The 20,152-nt window shown below is 68.8% G+C and carries 21 protein-coding genes; 8 read left to right on the top strand and 13 right to left on the bottom strand.

Annotation, left to right across the window (positions count from 1 at the left end):
- Window positions 1–102: 102 nt before the first annotated feature.
- The 4 genes from GVY64_RS17110 to GVY64_RS17095 all read right to left on the bottom strand — a co-directional run bounded on the left by GVY64_RS17110 (window position 103) and on the right by GVY64_RS17095 (window position 3,696).
- On the bottom strand, window positions 103–822 hold the full coding sequence (locus GVY64_RS17110; protein ID WP_236566891.1) for an alpha/beta fold hydrolase: 720 nt from the start codon (window positions 820–822) through the stop codon (window positions 103–105).
- 37 nt (window positions 823–859) lie between these two features.
- Window positions 860–1,825: an alpha/beta hydrolase gene (locus tag GVY64_RS17105; RefSeq protein ID WP_159842504.1), complete on the bottom strand. Its 966-nt coding sequence runs from the start codon at window positions 1,823–1,825 to the stop codon at window positions 860–862.
- A gap of 37 nt (window positions 1,826–1,862) precedes the next feature.
- Window positions 1,863–2,585, bottom strand: coding sequence for an alpha/beta fold hydrolase (locus GVY64_RS17100; protein ID WP_159842502.1), 723 nt, complete (start codon window positions 2,583–2,585; stop codon window positions 1,863–1,865).
- A 103-nt stretch (window positions 2,586–2,688) separates the two neighbouring features.
- Window positions 2,689–3,696 (bottom strand): GlxA family transcriptional regulator, encoded by a 1,008-nt coding sequence (locus GVY64_RS17095; RefSeq protein ID WP_159842500.1) that lies wholly within the window; start codon window positions 3,694–3,696, stop codon window positions 2,689–2,691.
- Between the two features lie 77 nt (window positions 3,697–3,773).
- Here GVY64_RS17095 and GVY64_RS17090 point away from each other — a divergent pair, with 77 nt between their 5' ends.
- Window positions 3,774–4,385 carry a TetR/AcrR family transcriptional regulator gene (locus tag GVY64_RS17090; RefSeq protein WP_159842498.1) on the top strand — a complete coding sequence of 204 codons (612 nt, stop codon included), beginning with the start codon at window positions 3,774–3,776 and terminating at the stop codon, window positions 4,383–4,385.
- Window positions 4,386–4,463: 78 nt separating this feature from the next.
- On the opposite strand, the gene GVY64_RS17085 is transcribed toward GVY64_RS17090, so the two are convergent.
- On the bottom strand, window positions 4,464–5,327 hold the full coding sequence (locus GVY64_RS17085; protein ID WP_201298043.1) for a helix-turn-helix transcriptional regulator: 864 nt from the start codon (window positions 5,325–5,327) through the stop codon (window positions 4,464–4,466).
- A 137-nt stretch (window positions 5,328–5,464) separates the two neighbouring features.
- Between GVY64_RS17085 and GVY64_RS17080 the strand changes: the two genes are divergently transcribed.
- Window positions 5,465–6,388, top strand: a complete 924-nt coding sequence (locus GVY64_RS17080) for an SDR family NAD(P)-dependent oxidoreductase (RefSeq protein ID WP_159842494.1) — start codon at window positions 5,465–5,467, stop codon at window positions 6,386–6,388.
- A gap of 312 nt (window positions 6,389–6,700) precedes the next feature.
- Here GVY64_RS17080 and GVY64_RS17075 read toward each other — a convergent pair whose 3' ends face one another.
- The 3 genes from GVY64_RS17075 to GVY64_RS17065 form a co-directional block, all read right to left on the bottom strand.
- Window positions 6,701–7,123 (bottom strand): hypothetical protein, encoded by a 423-nt coding sequence (locus GVY64_RS17075; RefSeq protein WP_159842492.1) that lies wholly within the window; start codon window positions 7,121–7,123, stop codon window positions 6,701–6,703.
- A gap of 58 nt (window positions 7,124–7,181) precedes the next feature.
- On the bottom strand, window positions 7,182–8,138 hold the full coding sequence (locus GVY64_RS17070; protein WP_159842490.1) for a serine/threonine-protein kinase: 957 nt from the start codon (window positions 8,136–8,138) through the stop codon (window positions 7,182–7,184).
- 167 nt (window positions 8,139–8,305) lie between these two features.
- Entirely contained in the window at window positions 8,306–8,722 is a 417-nt protein-coding gene (locus GVY64_RS17065; RefSeq protein ID WP_159842488.1) for a hypothetical protein, read from the bottom strand.
- Between the two features lie 149 nt (window positions 8,723–8,871).
- Here GVY64_RS17065 and GVY64_RS17060 point away from each other — a divergent pair, with 149 nt between their 5' ends.
- Window positions 8,872–9,063: a DUF6011 domain-containing protein gene (locus GVY64_RS17060; protein ID WP_159842486.1), complete on the top strand. Its 192-nt coding sequence runs from the start codon at window positions 8,872–8,874 to the stop codon at window positions 9,061–9,063.
- Between the two features lie 19 nt (window positions 9,064–9,082).
- On the opposite strand, the gene GVY64_RS17055 is transcribed toward GVY64_RS17060, so the two are convergent.
- The 3 genes from GVY64_RS17055 to GVY64_RS17045 are packed head-to-tail and all read right to left on the bottom strand — an operon-like array spanning window position 9,083 to window position 10,446.
- A complete protein-coding gene (locus GVY64_RS17055; protein WP_236566923.1) occupies window positions 9,083–9,919 on the bottom strand; it encodes a class I SAM-dependent methyltransferase in 837 nt (278 codons plus the stop codon).
- An 18-nt stretch (window positions 9,920–9,937) separates the two neighbouring features.
- Window positions 9,938–10,279: a VOC family protein gene (locus GVY64_RS17050; RefSeq protein WP_159842482.1), complete on the bottom strand. Its 342-nt coding sequence runs from the start codon at window positions 10,277–10,279 to the stop codon at window positions 9,938–9,940.
- Window positions 10,276–10,446, bottom strand: a complete 171-nt coding sequence (locus GVY64_RS17045) for a ribbon-helix-helix protein, CopG family (protein ID WP_159842480.1) — start codon at window positions 10,444–10,446, stop codon at window positions 10,276–10,278. The genes GVY64_RS17050 and GVY64_RS17045 overlap by 4 nt, the downstream gene beginning before the upstream one ends.
- 198 nt (window positions 10,447–10,644) lie before the next feature.
- Between GVY64_RS17045 and GVY64_RS17040 the strand changes: the two genes are divergently transcribed.
- The gene (locus GVY64_RS17040; RefSeq protein WP_159842478.1) at window positions 10,645–11,943 is read left to right on the top strand and encodes an MFS transporter; all 1,299 of its coding nucleotides are present in this window, start codon (window positions 10,645–10,647) and stop codon (window positions 11,941–11,943) included.
- On the opposite strand, the gene GVY64_RS17035 is transcribed toward GVY64_RS17040, so the two are convergent.
- A complete protein-coding gene (locus tag GVY64_RS17035; RefSeq protein ID WP_236566890.1) occupies window positions 11,851–12,297 on the bottom strand; it encodes a MarR family winged helix-turn-helix transcriptional regulator in 447 nt (148 codons plus the stop codon). The two genes, GVY64_RS17040 and GVY64_RS17035, sit on opposite strands and share 93 nt — an antisense overlap.
- A gap of 127 nt (window positions 12,298–12,424) precedes the next feature.
- On the opposite strand from GVY64_RS17035, the gene GVY64_RS17030 reads away from it, so the two are divergent.
- From GVY64_RS17030 to GVY64_RS17015, 4 genes are all read left to right on the top strand, one after another.
- Window positions 12,425–12,928: an SPW repeat protein gene (locus tag GVY64_RS17030; RefSeq protein ID WP_159842477.1), complete on the top strand. Its 504-nt coding sequence runs from the start codon at window positions 12,425–12,427 to the stop codon at window positions 12,926–12,928.
- Between the two features lie 205 nt (window positions 12,929–13,133).
- The gene (locus GVY64_RS17025) at window positions 13,134–13,763 is read left to right on the top strand and encodes a TetR/AcrR family transcriptional regulator (RefSeq protein WP_159842475.1); all 630 of its coding nucleotides are present in this window, start codon (window positions 13,134–13,136) and stop codon (window positions 13,761–13,763) included.
- Between the two features lie 274 nt (window positions 13,764–14,037).
- Window positions 14,038–15,282 (top strand): PucR family transcriptional regulator, encoded by a 1,245-nt coding sequence (locus tag GVY64_RS17020; RefSeq protein WP_236566889.1) that lies wholly within the window; start codon window positions 14,038–14,040, stop codon window positions 15,280–15,282.
- Window positions 15,283–15,376: 94 nt separating this feature from the next.
- Complete coding sequence (locus tag GVY64_RS17015) at window positions 15,377–16,747, top strand: ABC1 kinase family protein (RefSeq protein ID WP_201298042.1); 1,371 nt, start codon at window positions 15,377–15,379, stop codon at window positions 16,745–16,747.
- Window positions 16,748–16,777: 30 nt separating this feature from the next.
- Here the strand turns inward: GVY64_RS17015 and GVY64_RS17010 are convergent, their stop codons facing one another.
- Complete coding sequence (locus tag GVY64_RS17010) at window positions 16,778–19,594, bottom strand: helix-turn-helix transcriptional regulator (RefSeq protein ID WP_159842471.1); 2,817 nt, start codon at window positions 19,592–19,594, stop codon at window positions 16,778–16,780.
- Window positions 19,595–20,152: the final 558 nt, after the last annotated feature.

The raw sequence follows: 20,152 nt of genomic DNA, 5'->3' as shown, positions 1-20,152 counted from the left end.
CCTGTGGTACCGCTCGACGGCTTCGCCACCGCTGTCGTCGATTTCTGACGCAGAGCACCGGTTGTGGGCCGCGCGGCGGAATCGCCGCGCGGCCACTCGGATCTATTTCTCGGCGGCTCGGGCGATCAGCTCGGCCACCACATCCGGCGCGGACACCGAGACCGCGTGCGAGGCCGCGACCTCGACGACATCGGCGCCCGCCCGCTGCGCCATGAACCGCTGCGCTTCCACCGGAATGTTCTTGTCCTCGCTGGTGAGCAGCGCGAACGACCGGATGTCCCGCCACGCGGTGGCGGTCGCGGGCTGTTGCAGGGCGTCGAGGGCGACCGGCCGCTGGGTCGCGGCCATCAGCTCGCCGGTGGCGGCGGGCACGTCGGCGGCGAACTGCCGGTGGAATTCGTCCTGGCGGATGTAGAGCTCGGTACCGGTGCCTCCGTCCGGAAGCGGGTAGGCCGCGGCCCGGGTGGTCGGCCCGAGCGTCGATCCGGGGAACTTGTCGGTCAATTGCAATGCGCTCTCGCCTTCGTCGGGAATGAACGCGGCGATATAGACGAGCGCTTCGACATTGCTCTTCCCGGCGGCGGCAACCGTGATGACGCTCCCGCCGTAGGAATGGCCGACCAGAACGCACGGCCCTTCCACGCTGTCGAGGACCGAGGCCACATAGGCGGCGTCACTGTCGAGGCCGCGCAGCGGATTGGCGGCCGCGATCACGGAGCGCCCTTCTGCGCGCAACCGTTCGACGACCCCGTTCCAGCTGGAGGAGTCGGCGAAGGCGCCGTGGACAAGGACGATGGTCGGACTGGTGGGCTCGGTGCTCACGAGGGTGATTCCTCCGAATCGGATCGTCGGGTACGGATCAGGCGGGGTACAGGGCGGATCGCAACGTCGCGACGGCCTGCGCCACCGCCGCCTTGGCGGCATGGGTGTCGTGCAGCGAGTTGACCATCACGAAGTCGTGCACGATCCCGCCGTAGCGCACCTGGGTGACCGGCACGCCCGCGGCGCGCAACTTGCCCGCGAAGGCTTCGCCCTCGTCGCGCAGCACATCGGCCTCGGCGGTGATGACCAGCGCGGGCGGCAGCCCGGCCAGTTGCTCGGTGGTCGCGCGCAGCGGGGACGCCGTGATCTGCGCGCGCTCGTCCGCGCTGGTGGTGTACTGATCCCAGAACCACTTCATGCCCTCGCGGGTGAGGAAGTACCCTTCGGCGAACTGCTGGTAGGAGCCGGTGTCGAAGTTGGCGTCGGTCACCGGGTAGAACAGCACCTGCTGGACGAAGGAGACGTCGCCGCGTTCCTTTGCCATCAGGGTCAGCGCGATGGCCATGTTGCCGCCGACCGAGTCGCCCGCGATCGCGATGCGGGAGGTGTCGAGGTTCTTCTCGGCGCCGTGGGTGGTGACCCATTGGGCGACGCGGTAGGACTGCTCGTTGGCCACCGGGTAGCGCACGTCCGGGGACCGGTCGTATTCGGGGAACACGACGGCCGCGTTCGTGCCGACCGCGAGATCGCGCACCAGGCGGTCGTGGGTGTGCGCGTCGCCGAACACCCATCCCGCGCCGTGTGTGTAGACGATCACCGGCAGTGTCCCGGTAGCGCCCTGGGGCTTGACGATCCGAACTCGCACCGAGCCGGTCGGCCCGCCCTCGACGGTGATCCACTCCTCGTCGATCTCGGGCTTGAAGATCGGCGAGTCCTGCACGCCGTCGACCGCTTTGCGGCCCTCTTCGGGCGGGAGCTGGTAGAGGAACGGCGGCTGTGAGGTCGCGTCGACGAACTCCTGCGCCGCCGGTTCGAGCGAGATGCCCAGCGGATTTCCTGACATGATCGTGCCTCTCTGATAGTGGTGGAACTGCGATGGCTCAGGCCGACGCGGCGATCGCGTCGGTGATGACGGCCGCGACTTCGCCGGGGTGGGTCTGCATGACCAGGTGTGGCCCGTCGATCTCCACGACCGCGCGGAATCCGGCTCGCCGGTAGCCGAATCGTTCGACCTCCGGGTTGATGGTGCGGTCGGCGCTGGACACGATGCCCCAGGCCGGTTTGGTCTTCCACGCGGCCGCCGAGGCGGGCTCGTTGAACGCGATCGCCGACAGCGGGCGCTGCGAGACCGCGAGCACCGCGGCCTTCGCCGGGTCGAGGCCCGCGGCGAAAACCTTGGGGAAAGCGCCGATCTCGACCGAGACGTCCGTGCCCGGCTCGGCGCCCTCGATCGGGTACGGCGCGTAGACGAGATTGGCCGCCAGGTCGGAATCCGGGAACTCGCCCTGCAACCGGCCGAGGCTCTCGCCCTCCTCGAGGGCGTAGCCGGACACGTAGACCAAGCCCACGACATTGTCGGCGACGCCGGCGACGGTGATGACGGCCCCACCGTAGGAGTGCCCGGCAAGCAGCACGGGGCCGTCGATCTGCTCGACGAACGACCTGATGTAGGCCGCGTCCGCCGCGAGGCTGCGATTGAACACCGGAGGAACCAGGACGCGATGGCCCTGAGCGAGCAGCCGTTCGGTGACCGGGGACCAGCTCGAGGCGTCGGCGAAAGCGCCGTGCACCAGGACGATGGTCGGACTTGCCGGGGCGGGCATAGCGTTCCTTTCTCCAGCGCTCGACGAGTGGCGCTGTGACCGACCCAGTCTCGGCCGGACACCCCTCCGCGCGCCCCTCCGCACGGGCCACAAATGCCTCCGATCAGGACACGGCCTGCACCATCATCGGCTCCGCCCGCGCGGTCGACCGGAAGCGCTGCTGATATTTGCTCGGGGAGACGCCCAGACGCGCGACGAACGCGCGGCGCAATGCCTCGCTGGTGCCGTATCCCGCGGCCATCGCGGCCTCCGTCACGCTGTACCCCGCGTGCAGCATGTCCCGCGCCGTGCCGAAACGGATGAACGCGACGTACTCCGCGGGGGAGCGTTCGAGTTCCGCCCGGAACAGCCGGGTCAGATGCCGGACGCTGACCCGCGCGTGGGCGGCCAGGGTCTGCACGGTGTGCGGGTAGGTCGGGTCCGCGCAGATCAAGTCCACGACTCGACGGACCAGCGGGCTGCGCGGCACCGGTCCGCTCAGCGACGCGGAGAACTGGGATTGCCCGCCCGCGCGCTGCATGTAGACCACCAGCGCCTGCGCCACGTTCCGCGCGATGTCGGCGCCGTGGTCCTCTTCGACGAGGGCCAGTGCGAGATCGACGCCGGCGGCGACCCCGGCCGAGCTGTAGAGGTTGCCGTCCCGCACGAAGATGGCGTCCGGGTCCACCTCGATGGACGGGTAGCGCCGCGCGAGGTCGGTCGCGAATTTCCAGTGCGTGCTCGCGCGTCTGCCGTCGAACAGGCCCAGCTCGGCCAGCACGAACGCGCCACTGCAGATGGACGCCAACCGCCGCGTGTTGCAGGCCAGGTGCCGCGCGGCCGCCAGCACCGCAGGCGTCACGAATTTGCCCGGCGGCAGCTCGCTTCCCGGAATCACCACCGTGTCGAAACGGCCCGCGTCGGCGGCCGCGCAGCTCACCTCGACCCGCGCGCCGATCGAGGTCTGTGCGTCCTTGCCGTCGGCCGAGACCAGGACCACCTCGTACCCCGCCACCGATTGATTCGCCTCGACGAACACTTCCGCGGGCCCGACGAAGTCGAGCATCTTCACGCCGTCGAAGACCAGGATGCCTACCCGTTTGCTGGACGAGGCGGCGAAGTTGTGGGACATGTCAACAGTATTGTGGAGGCGAGCCTCCAGAACAAGTGATGTGCCGGACCTCGCACACCGATTGGTACGGTGAGCGCATGGGACGGCCCCGACAGTTCGACGAATCGAGGCTGCTCGACGCCGCGACCGAGCTGTTCTGGTCGAAGGGTTTCGACAGCACGTCGGTGGAAGACGTCTCGGTGGCGACCGGTGTCGGCAACGGAAGTATCTACGCCGCCTACGGCAGCAAGCGCGGCCTGTTCCTGGCGGCGTTCGAACGCTATTGCGAGCGCCGTGCGCGTCTGGTCCGCGAGGCCATCGGCTCGGCGGGCGGTTCCGCGCGCTCCGCGGTGCGCGCGCTGTACCAGGCGATCATCGAGGACTGTGCCGCGCAGCCGGACCGGCGCGGGTGTCTGATGATCAACAGCATCGCCCAGCTCGCCACCCGTATCCCCGAAGTCGCCACCATCGGGACCCGGACCACCACGGACATGGAGCGCGGCGTCGCCGACCGGCTGCGACCCGCCATGCACGACGCCGGAGCCGGCGACGAAGCCATGCTCTCGGCCGTCAGCGCCAATGTCGTGATGGTCGCCCAAGGTTTGATCCAATTGAGCCGCCTGGGTTTTTCCTCGCAGCGCTTGCACGAGATCGCCGACGTGTCGAGTGCGGCACTGCCGCAGGCATGGGCCGACCAGCCGGTCCGCTGACCGGCGTCAGCGCCGACCGTCATCCGACGCGCACGCCGCTACGGACCGTGCGAACGTCGCATGCCTGCCGGTGCGGGGTCAGGGGAGCATGCCGGCCGCCCGGCCGTTCGTGACGCGGAGCAGGTCCAGTTTCCCCGCGTCGTCGCTTCCGGCCGCCGCCGTGTAGGTGACCATGCGGAGGTCGGCGCCCGGAACGACGAGAACGTCGCAGTCGAGGGTGATGTCGCCGACCTCGGGGTGCCGGATCGTCTTCCGGTCGGACGTGTGCTGGGACGCGGTCGCCGTCGTCCAGAGTCGCGCGAAAGCGCCGGACGCGGTGCGAAGATCCCGCACGAGGCGATCGAGCCCGGCGTCGGCGGGATAGCGTGATACCGCGTCCTTCAGATCGGCGACGATCGACGCGGGAAACTCGCCGTCCGCGCGGTCGGACCGGAAGGGACGGACCGAGGCGCGCGCCGCGCCGGCACCGAAAACGGCACGCGCGAGGTTGCGCTCGGTGGCGGGGACCGTCGAGGGGTCGCCGTGCAGGGCGCTCCACATGCCGTTCCACCATACGAGCGTCCAGTCGGCGGCGAACACCCCGATCGGGACGTCGCCGAGACGCGCGGTGAGCCGTTGGATGCCAGGAGGCACGTGCGTGGCGATCGTCCCGTCCTGCGGCGGCAGCAGCCCGGCCGTGCGGTACAGCTCGTCGCGCTCGCTCCGGGACAACTGCAGAGCCCGCGCGAGAGCGCCGACCACCTGCGCCGACGGATTGCGTGCACGACCCTGCTCCAGGCGCAGGACGTAGTCGACCGACAGCCCGGCGAGCTGCGCGAGCTCCTCACGGCGCAGTCCAGGGGCACGGCGGCCGCGCGTCACCGGAAAACCGGCGTCGGCGGGCGAGAGGCGGTCGCGCCAGGCGTGCAGCAGCGCGCCGAAATCGGAACGAGAACGAGCCACGCCCCCATTCTGGCTGCCGCGCGCCGCCGCAGCCTGGGTACCGGCAGTCCTGGTGACGCGCACGGCACTGGCTGCCGGCAGCCAGTGCGACGACCATCGAAGACGACCGATCGGGCCCACACAGTGCAGGAGGTCCCATGCCGTCGAGCATCGTGATGACGGGGGCGAGCCGCGGTATCGGCCGCGTCGCCGCGGAGCGCATCCTCCGCGCGTCGCCGCAGGCGCATCTCGTCGTCGCCGCTCGTGGCTCCACCGGCGCACGACTGGCCGCCGAACTGGGCGCGGGCGGGCGCTCGGTGTCGCACGTCGAGGTGGACCTCGGCGCACCGGACAGCGTGCGGTCGGCCGCGGCCGAGATCCGCGGCAGGCTCGACCGGGACGAGCTGCCGCCGCTGCAAGGCTTCGTGGGCAACGCGGGAATGCAGTACACGAACGCGCTCACCGAGGGACCCGGCGGATTCGAGTCCACCTTCGCCGTCAACGTGCTCGCCAACCATCTGCTCATCCGGCTGCTCGAAGACCGCTTCGACCCACCGGCCCGGATCGTGATCACCGTGAGCGACACCCACTTCGGCGACTTGCGGCACAACTTGGGTATGGTCCCCGGTCCGGTCTGGCGGCCCCCGGACGTCCTCGCCCGCCCCGGCGCGTTTCCCGAGCCGCGCACCACCGCCGCCGGACGCACCGCGTACTCGACGAGCAAACTCGCCGCCATCTACCTCGTGCACGAGTACGCGCGCCGCCTGCGAGCCGGGATCGATGTCATCGGTTTCAACCCGGGGTTCGTCCCCGGGACCGGCCTCGCCCGCCACGCGGGTCCGGCGTCCCGGTTCGCGATGCGCCGCATCCTGCCTGCGCTCACCCTGACGCCGTTCGCGACCGGCCGCGTGACCGCCGGGCGCCACCTCGCCGACGTCGTCGTCGGCGCCACCGCCGCGCCGACCGGCGCCTACGTCGACCGCGGCCGGGTGGCCCGCTCGTCGGAGGAGTCGTACGACCCGCGGCGCGAAGCCGAACTCTGGGACGCATTGGAGCGTTTCATCGCGCCCTACGCCCTCTGATCGGAGAACGCCGCGCCGGGCCGACACGTCGTCCGCGTGGTGGAGTCACGTGGGCGTCGTCCCCGACACGTTCACAGGGGATTTCCGCGCGAGTGCCGACGGGGCCCGGCGATCTTCAGCCAGGAATTCGAGAAGTCGATGACCGATCCGGCCGAAGAAGTGAATCTCGACATCTCGGGGAAGATCCGCCTGACCTTGTTCGACGCTCGGCGCTCGCAGGACGCGAAGAACGCGTGGGGTCGTCCCCGGGTTCATTGCTCCGCACCGCCCGGACGGAAACGTTAATTTCGAACGGGTGTCTCGCCACCGTTCTCAGAGGTAGGGGAAGCAGTCGATATCGCGGTGCGTGAAGCAGGGCTGCTCGACCGGTCGCAGCCAGCGGGCCGGGACGCGGAGTGGTTCGACCTCGGGCAGGCGAACCGGCCGGTCCTCACCGTCGAACAAGGTCCCGCGTACTCGGAACACGCCGACCGGCAAACCGAGATCCTGGGCTTGTTCGGGGGTCAGCACGACGGCGATGCGCGAGTTGGCGGTGATCCGCAAGCCTTCGACGGTGATCGGATCGCTGGTCTGATCGATATCGGTGACGGTGAGCCGGAACCGGCCGCCGCGCAGCCAGGACCACGCCCAAGTGAGGGAGCCCGGCTGGTCGCAGTCGGGGTACCGACTGCGTGGCAGGCGCTGCGGGACCAGCACCATATAGGTGCACCCGACCTCGATATCGCGGGTCCGCATACCTTTCAGCGTGACCGCGGCACCGGCTCCTCGCAAGGAAACCGGCAAATCATGCGCGCTACCTCGGGGTGGAGCCGAAGGTCGCTTTGCCGCCGATCCGTCCGATGGCGGAGTTCCGCAGGAGCGATCGGGCCGCCTTCCATCGGGTCAGCACGGGCGCGAGAGGACGGGGGTCGACGCCGTCGAGAGCCTCGGTGAGCAGGCGGATGGGCTCGGCGCACGAGTCGTAGCGCGCACCGGGTTCCTTGGCGAGCGACCGATGCAGGATCACGTCGACCTCGGGCGGGATCCAGCGGTGACGGGCGGCCAGCCGAGGGGGCGATTCGTGCAGCTGCGCCTCGGCGGTGGCCATGAGGTTCGCCCGGGAGAACGGCGTGTGGCCGGTGAGCAGCTCGACGGCCGAACATGCCAGCGCGTACTGGTCGGTCGCCGGGGACACTGTGTCCGCTCGCAGCAGTTCCGGCGCGGCGTAGGGCACCGATACGACGACGAACCCGTGGCTGGCCAACGGCGGCTCGGGCCGATGCAGCCATCGGGCCGAATCGAAATCGGAGATCTTAACCGTCGCCGGTTCGTCCGTCCCGACCAGGACGTTCGCCGGTTTCACGTCGAGATGGACAACTCCGTTGGCGTGCGCGAAGTCCAACCCCGCCGCGACGTGGGTCAGCACGTGGAGCACCTGCCGCAGGTCCGGGCGCCGACGCGGCACCGGCACCAATGTGGACACCGTCGCGCCGGCCACGTACTCGTGGGCCGACCACAACCTGCCGTCGGTTTCACCGTGCGTGTACATCCGCACGATGTCGGGGTGCCGCAACGCCGACAAGATGTCGAACTCGTGCACGAATCGAGCCCGCGCCTCGGGCGACCGGCTGTCCTCCGGTCCCAGGATCTTCAGTGACACCGGTCGCGACCATTCCGGGTCTTCGGCCAGGTACACCTCGCTGCTTCCCCCGTGTCCCAGCCGGTCTCGCACGACGAATCCCGCAAACTGGTCACCTGGTTCGAGCGGCACCGCCCCACCATAGTGCGCCGACCTCGGCCGTACGCCGCGGTTCGCCCTCGTTGTGCCCAACGGCACTGCGTCCTCGGGAGGCGGATGACGCGCGTCCTCGGAGGACGGGCAGCCCGCCGGCCTGACGGTTGTGACACGTCAGGCCGGCGGGCGGAGTCGTTCGAGCGTCAGACGAGGGTGACCTTCAAGGTGTAGCCGGCCGCCCCGCCGTCGGCGGAGGAGACGACGATCTGGTAGTCCATGCCGTCGGCGACGAGGTCGGCGTGCGGAACCTCGTTCGCGACCTGCGGCCCGATCAGCGGGGCCACCGACACGCGGGCGTTGCCGCTCACGTCGAAGCTCAGGTGCTGCCCCGGCGCCGTGGCGATGGAGTAGCTGTCGGACTTGCCCTGCGCGACGTTGCCGGTGGCTTCGGTGCTGTTCTGGCCGGGAGCGATCTGCAGGCGTTGCACCACGCCGGGAACACCGGGAATGCCGGGTGCGGCCTGGGCCGTCGAGACCCCTCCGGCCGCGGTGAAGCTGACGACGGCGAGTACCGCGGGCACGGTACCCACCAACGAACGAAACAGTCGAGATGCGGTCATGGGCATCATCTTTCCTCAGCACGCCCGCGAGAACGCATGCGGCTGCGAAAAATCGATGGCCGGGTCGGCTGCTCGCGTCGTCTTCGCCGAATTCTGTCGGTGCCCTATGCCACACTGACGATGTAGTCGCCTGGCCAGAGGAGAACGAATTGGCCGCCATTGATGACCGCCCCGTGGTGAGACTGGTCGCGCACTGCCGTCGTTGTCACGGTTGGTTGCTGTCCCCGCAATCGGTCGCCGAGGGGATCGGGCCGACGTGCGCGATTCGGGAGCGCGCGGAGCAGCGCGCCGAATCCGCACGGGTCCCGCAGGAACTGACGCTGTTCGACGTCGCGGCATGAACTGAGATCAGACCGGAGATCATGTTGTCGCGACGATGATCTGCTCTGATTCCGCCGGTCGCAGGCCATCGGTGCGGTCGGCGAAGTAGCGGGCGGTCAGCTCGGCCGCAGAGATGTGCCGGGCGGCGGCGAACCCGGCGTCCTTGGCCAGCCGCACCATCTCGTCGGGACGGAAGAAGCTGAGGAACGGGGTGCCGGAGCGGCGGGCGCCTTCTTCGGCGAACCGGCGCATGCGCTGTTCGTCGGGATCGACGAGTTCGAGCGGCAGCAGGAATGTGGTGGCCAGGGTGGAACCCGGCGCGAGTGCCGACAGTTGCCGCAGCGTCGCGATGTTCGCCTCGCGGGTCAGGTACATCGAGACACCGGCGGAGGCGACCAACGCCGGGCGAGTGGGGTCGAAACCGGCTTCGATCAACCGCTGCCACCATGCGTCCACCTCGAAGTCGACCGGCACCAACCGCAGCCAGGGCGGTAGGTCGAAGCCGAGTTCGCTGAGCCGCTGACGTTTCCATGCCTGCGGGCCGGGCTGGTCGACCTCGAAGACGGTGAATCGTGCGGCGAGGTCGGGCCTGCGTTGCGCGAAGGTGTCCAGTCCCGCGCCGAGTACGACGTACTGATCCACGCCGCGCTCGGCCTGCTCGGCGAGGAGATCCTCGAGAAACCTCGCGCGGGAGACTATTCCGGCGCGCATCGGTGCGGTGTTGCGCGGTTCCATGTCCGGGCGCTCCCGCCAGCCGTCCTCGGGAGCGGCCAGGCGCAGGCCGACGCGATCGTCGAATACGTGCGGGGGCGCGTCGTCCAGGACGTGTATCGCGCGCCACAGTGCTACCCGTACCGCGGTGTTGTCCGGGGTGATGGTCTCGTGTGCCACTGCTTACTCCTTGCCCGGTGCCTGCAGGCTCCACGACCGTCCGTCCGGGTCTCGGACGGTCATCTCCTGGGTCCCGTAGTGGGTCGGCTCGAAGCCGGTGGCGATCTCGACGCCCTCGCCCGGACGTTCCTCGGAGCTCGCCACCTTCAGCACCAGCTGGGTGCAGGCGGGCTTCGTCGCGGGGACCTCGGCGACGAACACGTAGGGGCCGTCGCCGTTGCGGAACTGGCCGGAGTGGTGGTCGGTCTCGAATTCGACCGTGAATCCCAACCCCTGCAGGAACTTTGCCATCCGGCCCCAGTTGTGGGTCTCCAGGAACACGGCCTCGATGCCCTCGGTGGTCATAGTCGATCCTCTCCTGACGGTGCGTTCGATCGGTCGTCCAGGTAGGCGCGCAGCGCGGCGGTCACCAGCGCCGACAACGACATCTCCGACTCGATCGCGCGCAATTTGACCTGCTTGATCAGTTCGATCGGCAGGTAGACGTTGAACTGCTTGACTTCCTCGCCCACCGGGCAATGCTAGCAAGCTAGTATGCTAGCCGCCAGGGCTTCGCTGGGAATACTCGGGAACGTACGGATAACGGGGGACCTGCTTTCACAACTTTTAGTTGTTGAGTTCGGCCGATACGTTGTTGGTGTCAGCGCCACCGATCGGCTTCAATCCCCTGACCACACAACATGGTTCAGGCGTGGAAGCGGGTGTCGGGTATGGGCGGTGCCAACCTCGGAAGGTCGTTCGGATGGTTGTGGGCGGCCTACGCCGTCAGCGCCTACGGGACCGGACTCGGGTTCGGGGCGTTCACGGTCGTCGCCATCACGGCGCTGAACGCCGGCTCGGCGGAGGTGGCGGTGCTGTCGTCCGCCGGGTTGGCGATGGGGGCGCTGCTGGCGGTTCCGCTCGGGCCGTGGATGGAGCCCCGCGCCAAGCGGCCGGTCATGATCGCCATGGACGTCGTCCGGTTCGCGGCGCTGGCGTCCGTACCGCTGGCCTACTGGCTGGGCGTGCTGACCTTCGCGCAACTTCTGCTGATCGCCATCGTCACCGCGGCGGCGAAGATCGCGTTCGCGGCCGCCAGTGGCGCCTACCTGAAGACCGTCGTCCCTGCCGACCGGCTTCTCCTGGCCACCAGTCGATTCGAGTCCACCACCTGGTCGGCCACCGTCGTCGGACCGCCCGTGGGAGGCGCCGCCATCGGGCTGCTGGGGCCGGTGGCCACCGTTGCCGTGGACGCGGCGAGCTACCTCTTTTCGGCGCTCGCTTTGACCGTCATCCGAGAGCCGGAGCGGCCACCGAGCCCGCGGACGACCCGGACGCGCCGCTGGGGCGACCTCGTCGAAGGATGGCACTACATCCTGACCCACCACACGCTGCGGCGACTGTTCTTCAACACCGTGCTGGTCAACGGACTGATCATGGCCGCGGAGCCGCTGCTGTCGGTGCTGATGCTCGCCGAACTGCGGTTCCCCGTCTGGGCGTACGGGCTGGCGTTCGCCGTTCCCTGTATCGGCGGCCTCGTCGGGTCACGACTCGCCCGCCGGGTCGTTTCCCGCTACGGCGAGCAAGCGGTGCTGCGCGTCTTCGGCGCACTTCGAGCCTGCTGGCCCCTCGGTCTCGCGTTCATCCAGCCGGGCGTGACCGGGCTCGTGATCGTGATGGTGACCGAATTCGGGCTGATCCTCTGCTTGAGCCTTTTCAATTCCGTCTTCGCCGCCTATCGGTTGCGCAACACCGATGCCGACCGCCACGCCCGGGTGCTCGCCGCCTGGTCGATCACCAGCAGCATCGGCATCGCCGTACTCACCCTGTCGTGGGGTCTGCTGGCCCGACTCACCGGCCTCCGTGCGGCGATAGCCCTGGCCGGGCTGTTGCTCCTGGCCACACCGCTTCTGCTGCCACGGCGTGCCGGCACGTCCTCATCCGGCTTGCGGGAGGGCGGCGGGATCGTCCAGCGCACTGATGAGGGGGGTGAGTCTTCGCAGCTCTTCCAGATGCGTGGCGCCGAGTAGGGCCAGCGTCTCCTTGCCCGCCTCGGTGAGCGTGAGATGGACGACGCGGCGGTCGTTGCCCTGCCCCCGCGTGCGGGCGACAAGGCCGAGTTGCTCGGTGCGATCGATCAGTTGCACCACGCTGTGGTGGCGGGCGCACAGATATCCGGCGATCTCTCCGACGCTGGGCCCGTCCGGATCCGCGTGCGCTCGGATCGCCAGCAGCAGCTGATGCTGCGTGTCGGTGAGCCCGACTTCGGCTGCCCGGCGCTCACTCCAGCGCAGGAGCTGCCGAAGGCCGCTCCGGAACGCCAGCAGCCTCGCGTACTCCTGGTCGGTGAGGTGGGCAGGCGAGGGCATCGACCCTTCCATCATGGAGTGATAGTATCACGGCATGACATATGAGTGAGTGGCGACTACCCGGGCCGCGTTCCGCGACCGAGCACAGGCCGTCCGGCTCGAGAGCCTCGATTCGCCACTACGTCCAAAGGTGGTGGAGAACATGAGTAGTGAAACCATGATGAGTCGGCATCCCGACATCGTGGAGTTGCGGGAGAAGTACGAGCGCGCTTCGGAAGCGCCGGACGCGCAGGCGGTCACCGGACTGTTGTTCTTGACCGGGCTGTATATCGCGATCTCCCCGTGGGTTGTCGGATTCAACGGGTTCTCGACCTTGACCGTCAACAACCTCGTCTGCGGTATCGCTCTGGCGATGCTGGCCCTCGGATTCGCCTCGGTGTACGGGCGGACGCACGGCATCGTCTGGGCCGCACCACTGATCGGCCTCTGGACGATCGTGTCCCCGTGGGTGGTCAGCGGTAACGTCGACACCACATCGACGATCTGGAACAACGTCGTCGCCGGCGCGCTCGCGCTGCTGCTCGGCCTCGGCTCGATGGTCCTCGGGATGAGCCGCACCGGACGACTCACCGGCGAGGCGCCCGGCGCAGAGGACACTCGAATCCGGCGGCCGTCCGGACTGGGGCCGGAGACTACTACGCGGTGAAACGAAGTCGTATCGGTATCGGCGTGGCGTGGCGTCGCGCCGATCGCCCGGCCGCCGACGAAGCCGTAGCCGGTCGCGGCGGTGCGCGGGCGCGGTGACCGGCACGGCGAACAAGACCGCCCGTAATGAAAGTTCCTCTTCGGGACGCCGTTCGCTCCCGCTAAGATGAGCGACGCTCAGTTTTGGTTGCGGGGCGGGAGGTGTGGTGCCGCCGAAGGCTGTCGGCCAACGTCGTCGTCCGACTCAGGAGCGGGCAAAGGCGACGCGGGAGCACATTCTGGATACGGCCGCGCGGTTGTTCGGGGAGCGCGGTATCGCCGATACCTCGACGAACCGGATCGCGGCGGAGGCCGGTGTCAGCATCGGCACGGTCTACCGGTATTTCGCGGATCGGGCGGTTCTGGTGGACGAGCTGCTCGAGCGGTTACTCGAAACGGTGGAGCGGCGCTTCACCCAGCGCGTGTTCGATCTGTCGGGCAAACCCGTCCGGCAGATCGTCACCGACATCCTGGAGGTCATCAGTGAGGAGTTGGTGGCCAATGCGAAGTTGGTGCGCGCGCTGGTGGCGGGAGTGCAGTTCTACAGCAGCGGGATTCCCGAATTCGAGCCGCGGCTTCGCCTGCTGGTCAAGGTGTTGCTGATCCAGGTGCTCGGCCCGGGTGACGATCACCGCTACGACGTGATGACGTTCGTCATCATCAACACCGGCTTCGCGGCAGTGTTGCGCGCGTCGGCACTCGAGGTCGACAGTGGAGCGCGCAGGGAGGCGATCGAGATGACCGGGCGCATGATCGGGGCATGGATGGAGGCCGAGGTGGGCGCCGCGGCGGTGTGAATCCCGCACGGCAAAAGTGAGCACCTGACCATGTATGTGGGGGCGGGGAGCTTCCCAAATCGAACACCAGCTCACGATCTTTCCTGGTCAGCACCCTTTGCGGCGGGCGTAAGAAGGGGGCCCGAAGGGGAGTAGTAGCTGAGTTGTCGTGCGGTTTACCGTTTGTGACGGAGCGGACAGCAGTGGTGCTGCGGACGCTGGAGGTCGGGCGCTTCTCCGTAGCGAGCGGCGAATCCGACGCCACCGTGGCTCGACGGCGACGAGGAGGTCACCCGTGACGATCGGCAGAATCGCCCACTTCGCACCGGATACGGCGCGGCCGGTGCGGTCACCTTTACGCGACACCGACGCATGGACCAGAAAGATCGTCGGACACCTGAGGGATTCCGCCGTGCTACCGGGTGGCCCAGCCGACGCGACGATCCCGGTGGTGGTCCGGATGTGCTTGGAATGGGCGAGTCAGCGGGTGGGCGAGCCGGCCTCGGCCGACCGCACCGAGGGGCTGCTGAACGCGGCAGCGGGGTGGGCTCGGCAAGGCATCTCCATCGACGCGATCCTTCATGCGGTTCATGTGGGATTCAAGTTCGGGCTGGAGATGTTGTTCGCCGAGAAGGACGCCGCGGATCGCGTAGACATAGTCTCCGGCACTGCCACCACGCTCGAATTGCTGAGTCTGGTCACCGCGACGATCGGCAAAGCCTATGCGCGGGAATGCAAAGCCGGTGCGGCCGAGGATCGAACCGCGGTACTCACCCTGACCTCCGCGCTGCTGGGCGGCCATGCGACCTCCGCGATGGCGCGTGAATGCGGCATACCGATCGCGGACACCTACATGGTGCTCGCCGTGGCGGTTCCGGCGCATCCCGACGAAAGTCTTCCCCAGCTCGACGGCCAAGTCGTCGCGCGGCGCAAACTTCGCCGCCTGCAGTCCAGCCTCGCCGATCTGTTCGACGGCCAAGCCCTGTCGCTGCTGTCGGTGGACGGAGGAACGATCCTCATTCCCGCCACCCGGTCCGGCGCCCCCGATCTGGACGCCGTGGTCGCCGAACTCTCGCATGCAGCGCGCGTGCCGATCACCGCCACCGTCGTCCCCGCCGAACCGCACCAGGTCGCCGCCGCCGCTGTGCAAGCCCACGAGTTGCTCGACACCGTGGAGCAACTCGGACGCGGACCCGGCGTGCACAGGTTCACCGAGTTGGCGCTCCAATATCAGCTGACCCGGCCCGGCATCGGACGCGACGTACTCGGCACCCAGCTCGCGCCGCTGATGGATTATCCGGACTTGGTGGAGACGCTGCGGATACACATCGGCAACGAATTGAATCGCCAGCGCACAGCTCGGCGGCTGAATGTCCATCCGAACACGGTCGATTACCGGCTACGACGAATCGCAGAACTCACCGGCCTCGATCCCTCCGACGCACGAGGACTCTGGTACCTGCACTCGGCACTGATCATCTGGACCAACGGCGGCGCCGAACGGCCGCGAGCCGAGACCCGGCGAACGGCCGCGCGCTAGTGCCCGGCCGCTGTGCACTCGACAACTGACGCCGGAGTGCGAACAATCTCCGCTCGTGTGACATACGCCGCGGATGCTCATGGAGGTGCATGCGGTGACAGATCGAGTGCCCAAAGGGCGTTTGGCCCGGGGTGGCCGGCTGGGCCGGCTGGCTGCGGGACAAGCCGTCCGTGGTGTCGGAAATCGGTTGTCGATGGTCGGCAGAACCGAGGAAGCCCGCCGGGTACTCGCCGAACGGTCCACCCTGACGACGGCGCAGCAGCTCGTCACGGTGCTCGGCAGTATGAAGGGCGCGGCGATGAAGCTGGGCCAGATGTTGTCGGTGCTGGACGTCGACCTGATCCCGCCGACGCATCGCGAACTGTTCCGGACCAAGCTCGCCGAATTGTGCGACCGGGCCCCGACTGTGCCGTTCGCGGCGATGCTGAAGGTCATCGAGGACGATCTCGGGCCACCGGCGCGAATCTTCGCCGATTTCGACGAGACACCGATCGCGGCGGCGTCGATCGGGCAGGTGTACCGGGCACGGCTGCACGACGGGCGCGCGGTGGCCGTCAAGGTCCAATACCCGGGCGTGGACGAGGCCATCCACGCGGACATGCGCAATCTGGAAGTGCTCAGCAAGCTCTGGAAATCCATCCTCCCGAGCGCGGCCGACAGCGCCGTGCTCGAGGAGATCGCCCGCAACATCGGAAACGAACTCGACTATCCGCGCGAAGCCAGGACCCAGCACCGGGTGGCTTCGCGCTACCGCGGCCATCCGTTCATCATGGTGCCCGACAGCATCCGAGAGCACTGCACGAGACACGTTCTGGTCACGGAGTTCGTCGAGGGCAGGACTTTTCCGCAGATGCAGGCGCTGCCCGAAGTCGAGCGCGATCGGCTCGGGGAGTTGATCTACCGCTTCTACATCAGTTCGCTGTTCTGCGACTACGAGTTCTGCGGTGATCCGCACCCCGGCAACATCCTGCTCGCGGACGACGGCCGACTGGCATTCGTCGATTTCGGGCTCTACGACCGCATGGATCCCGCGCATGTCGATTTCGAGCGCGCGTGCCTGCGGGCGGCCGGGGAACACCGCGCCGAGGACCTGTACGAGGCGTGGGTGGGACGCGGCATCATCGACCCGGAAGCGGGCGTCAGCACACAGGAATGCCTCGACTACGTGTGGGCCGCGGCGGGCTGGCATCTGCTGGACGAGCAGATCACCATCACTCCCGACGTCGCCACCGGCGCCATGATCCTCGCGGTCGATCCGCGAGCCGCCGAATTCCGCGGTATGCGGCATCAATCGCTGCCCCCGGAGCACGTCTTCTCCCGCCGCGCGGACCTGTTCACCTTCGCCGTGCTCGGCCGATTGCGGGTGACCAACAATTGGCATCGCCTCGCCCGCGAGTGGCTCTACCACGAGCCCCCGGCTACCCGGATCGGACTGGCGATAGCCGAGTGGCGCGAGCACCGGTGAACGTCTTGTCGCCGCAGGCGCCCACCACGATCACGGCAGCATCGAACGTGGTCTGACCGCGGCGATCTCGCGCCGCGAGCGTAGGCCGAGTTTGGTCAGGATGCTGGACACATGGGATTGGATCGTGCGGCGCGACAGGAACATCTGCGCTGCGATATCGGAATCGGAGCAGCCCTCGGTCACCAGCGCGGCGACCTTGCGCTCGGTCTGCGTCAGCGCGGCCCAGCCGGTCTTGGGGCGGTTGCGCGGACCGCGCACGCCCAGTCGGATGCCGTGGGGCCCCACGCGTGCGGCCGCACGGGCGCTATCCCACGACGCGCCCAGACGGCCGTAGATTCCGATCGCCGTGTCCAGCGCGCGGCGGGCCTCGGCCTCTCGTCCCGAAGCGGCGAGCAGCACGGCGGCGTTCTCGTGCGCCTGCGCTTCGTACCAGGGCCACCCCGACCGCTGGAACGCGTCGGCGGCCGCCGCCAGACCTTGCGGATCGGCCGCCGCCAGACCTCGGCAGAGCAGGGCCGTTCCGGTGCGGCCCGCGGTCTGCTGCCGCGCCAGCAACTCGTCCGCGCCGGCGACCACCGTGCGCGCCGCAGCGTCGTCCCCGACCTCCGCGGCCAGCCGAGCGATGTCCGGGAAGATGTAGTGCAGGGTGGACGCGGTCAGGCCGTCGGCAAGCCGCTGATGGGCGTCGAGGAGTAGTTCCAGCGCTCGCTCCGGGCGGCCGCGGGCCTCGTGCGTCAGCGCCTGGACCCAGGGATGCAGCTGGGCGTAGCCGGCGCTGCCCAAGCGGTCGTCCGGCACGGGAATGTCCGCGGGGTCCGGCACGAACGTGCCGCGGTGGATGCCGATCAATGCCGCCAGGCAACGCGCGACGGGCGCGTACCCGAGGACGTCGGGGGCTTCCACGCTCGCCGCGCACTCGGCCAGCGCGTCGTCCCAGCGGCCGTCGAGCAGGTACAGTCGCGCTTTCGCGAGCAGGTTGGCGGACAGGTAGACGCCGTGCATCCGGCGGTTGTGCCCGATGGCCGTCTGCAGCGTCTGTTCGGCGTCGGCGAGCCGATCGAGTTCGATCAGGCAGTGCGCATACAGCACGTACGGATCGAACTGGTCCGATCCGGTGCCGTCTTCGAAGATCGTGAGGATCCGGGTGCTCAGATCCAGCGCCTCGTCCAGATAGCCCTGCGTGTAGCGCACCGCGCCCAGCGCCATGAGACCGTATCCGGTCGCGAGCGGGTTACCGGTGCTCCGTCCCATCGACACAGCCCGCCGACCGGCCGCCTCCGCCGCCTCGAAACGCTCGAGGAAGAAGTTGTCCAGTCCGCACATGCCCAGGAGCCGCCCCGCGTCCTCGGCGCGGAGATCCATGGTGGACAGCGCCGTCTCCGCGACCGCGACGGCGTCGGCCAACCGGCCCTGGGACTGGCAGGCCTGGACCAGCAGCCAGGTCAGTTCGGCATCGTGGTCGTATTCCGGTCGAGCGCGCAGGGCGGTGCGGACCACGGTTTCGGCCTCGGCGGCGCGGCCGTTCCACAGCAGCGCCCGGGTCCGCCAGCGGATCAGCGCGTTGCGTCCGGCGCCGTCGAGTCCGGTCGCGGCCGCGGCTCGGCTCAGCAGTTGCACCGCCAGCCCGGGCGCCCGCACGATCAGCTCGCCCGCGACGGCCAGCAGCCACTCCGAACTCCTCCGGTCCAGTTCGTGGCCGCTCGCCGACAGGTAGTACGCGACTCGTTCGATCGGCGCGTCGGTCGCTTGCAGGGCCTGCCCGGCCTTGCGCAGCAGATCCGAACGCAGTGAAGCGGGTAGCCGGCCTGCCAGCACATCGCGCACGAGGTCGTGGCGAAACACCAGCTCGGAATTCATTCGGGTGAGCAGCCCGCCGTCCACCGCCTCGGTGACTGCCCGCCAGACGTCCAGAAGTGGACTGTCCAGCACCGCCGCCAGTTCCCCGACATCGATGACGGGTCCCAGGGCAGCGGCCATCGGCAGCACGTCCCGCGCGCGACCCGACAGCAGCTCCAGCCGCTGGATGATCGCCTCCGACAGCGAGGCGGACGGGGGTTCGCCGGCGTCCGGCACCGCCGGAGCCGCGATTTCGGCGATCACCCCGATCGCCTCCGCACGCAGCAACGCGGCCACCATCTCGGTGATGTGGAGGGGATTTCCGCGCGCGCCGGCCACCATCCGCAGCAGCGCCGGGCCTGGGGAGGCACCGACCAGATGCCCCACGAGCCCAGCCGTGGCCGGCCCGGGCAGCGCGTCCAGCCGGATCATCGGGGCCTGCCGTTCCTCGAGATCGACCCTCAACGCGTCGAACGGCGGGGCCGACGGCAGCGGCCGGGTCGCGAGTACCAGCAGGAGCGGTTGCGCGTCGACGAGGGCACAGAGCCGCCGCAGTACCGCCAGGCTCGACGTGTCCGCCCAATGGATGTCGTCCACGATCAGCGCCACCGGAGCGACGGCACACCAAGCGTCCACGCGATCCACAATGGCTTCGGTGACGGCGAACTCGTGGGTCGCGGCGGCATCGCCCGCACGATCCGCACTGTGCCGCAGCGGGCGACCGGGATCCGGACCGCCGCACGGCGCGGTGCCCTCGACGGCGAGCCAGGAGCGCACCGCGGCGAACGGCACGTCGCGCTGCAATTCCCTGGCGGCGCCGGTGCGCACCCGCAGACCCGCTTCCGCGAAACGGGTCGCGGCTGCCTCGAGCAGTGCCGTCTTCCCGATGCCTGGCTCGCCCTCCACAAGCACCACCGCGCCCTGTCCCACGGCGACTCGGCGGGCCAGTGCCGCCAGGTGCTCGAGCTCGGCGTCTCGACCGAGGAACACTGTGGCGGCGGCCTTCTGCATGGGGGTGAGCTTAAGCATGTCCTGGCCGTGAGCGGTGGTGATGCCGGGACGGTACGGATATTCCGTTCCGGTTCGACGGATGTTCTCGGAGTCCAGCTGCCATACCGTCCCGAGGGCGTGCCCGATGACGTTCGGGCGGGCGCAGCAGTCGAATCCGGCAAGCAGAGGAGATACGCGTTGGCGTCCACAGCTTCCACTCCGGTACTGGAGATCGTGCGGGGGATCGCCCGCATAGGTGGTCACGTCACCAAGGAGACGCTGACGCGGCGTCGGGCCCGGAGCGCGAGCGATATCCCGGTGACCGCCCGTGAGGTGACCGTCGAATGGCTGACCGCCGTGCTGTGCGCGGACCACCCCGGCGCGGAAGTCGAATCGTTCGAGAACGAGGATGTGAGCGCGGGCACGTCCACCCGCTGGAAGCTCGGCGTGGCCTATAACGCCGCGGGCCGCGCGGCGAACCTGCCCGAGCGCTTGTTCGCCAAGACCACCGCGGACTTCAAGCAGCGCCTCACCTTGGACCTGGCCGGAATCATCGGCGGCGAGCCGGGATTCTTCACC

Origin of the sequence: Nocardia sp. CY41 (genome assembly GCF_009829325.1) — a bacterium.
In the GTDB taxonomy this organism is placed as follows: Bacteria; Actinomycetota; Actinomycetes; order Mycobacteriales; family Mycobacteriaceae; genus Nocardia.
Note: the sequence above shows the minus strand (reverse complement) of the source record. Positions and strands in the feature narration are given on the sequence as shown.

Coding starts and splice junctions, on each gene's coding strand:
- GVY64_RS17095 (WP_159842500.1), bottom strand. CDS start 3,696: ATGTCCCACAACTTCGCCGCCTCGTCCAGCAAACGGGTAGGCATCCTG.
- GVY64_RS17090 (WP_159842498.1), top strand. CDS start 3,774: ATGGGACGGCCCCGACAGTTCGACGAATCGAGGCTGCTCGACGCCGCG.
- GVY64_RS17075 (WP_159842492.1), bottom strand. CDS start 7,123: ATGCGGACCCGCGATATCGAGGTCGGGTGCACCTATATGGTGCTGGTC.
- GVY64_RS17065 (WP_159842488.1), bottom strand. CDS start 8,722: ATGACCGCATCTCGACTGTTTCGTTCGTTGGTGGGTACCGTGCCCGCG.
- GVY64_RS17050 (WP_159842482.1), bottom strand. CDS start 10,279: ATGACCACCGAGGGCATCGAGGCCGTGTTCCTGGAGACCCACAACTGG.
- GVY64_RS17040 (WP_159842478.1), top strand. CDS start 10,645: ATGGGCGGTGCCAACCTCGGAAGGTCGTTCGGATGGTTGTGGGCGGCC.
- GVY64_RS17035 (WP_236566890.1), bottom strand. CDS start 12,297: ATGATGGAAGGGTCGATGCCCTCGCCTGCCCACCTCACCGACCAGGAG.
- GVY64_RS17030 (WP_159842477.1), top strand. CDS start 12,425: ATGAGTAGTGAAACCATGATGAGTCGGCATCCCGACATCGTGGAGTTG.
- GVY64_RS17010 (WP_159842471.1), bottom strand. CDS start 19,594: ATGCAGAAGGCCGCCGCCACAGTGTTCCTCGGTCGAGACGCCGAGCTC.
- GVY64_RS17080 (WP_159842494.1), top strand. CDS start 5,465: ATGCCGTCGAGCATCGTGATGACGGGGGCGAGCCGCGGTATCGGCCGC.
- GVY64_RS17100 (WP_159842502.1), bottom strand. CDS start 2,585: ATGCCCGCCCCGGCAAGTCCGACCATCGTCCTGGTGCACGGCGCTTTC.
- GVY64_RS17105 (WP_159842504.1), bottom strand. CDS start 1,825: ATGTCAGGAAATCCGCTGGGCATCTCGCTCGAACCGGCGGCGCAGGAG.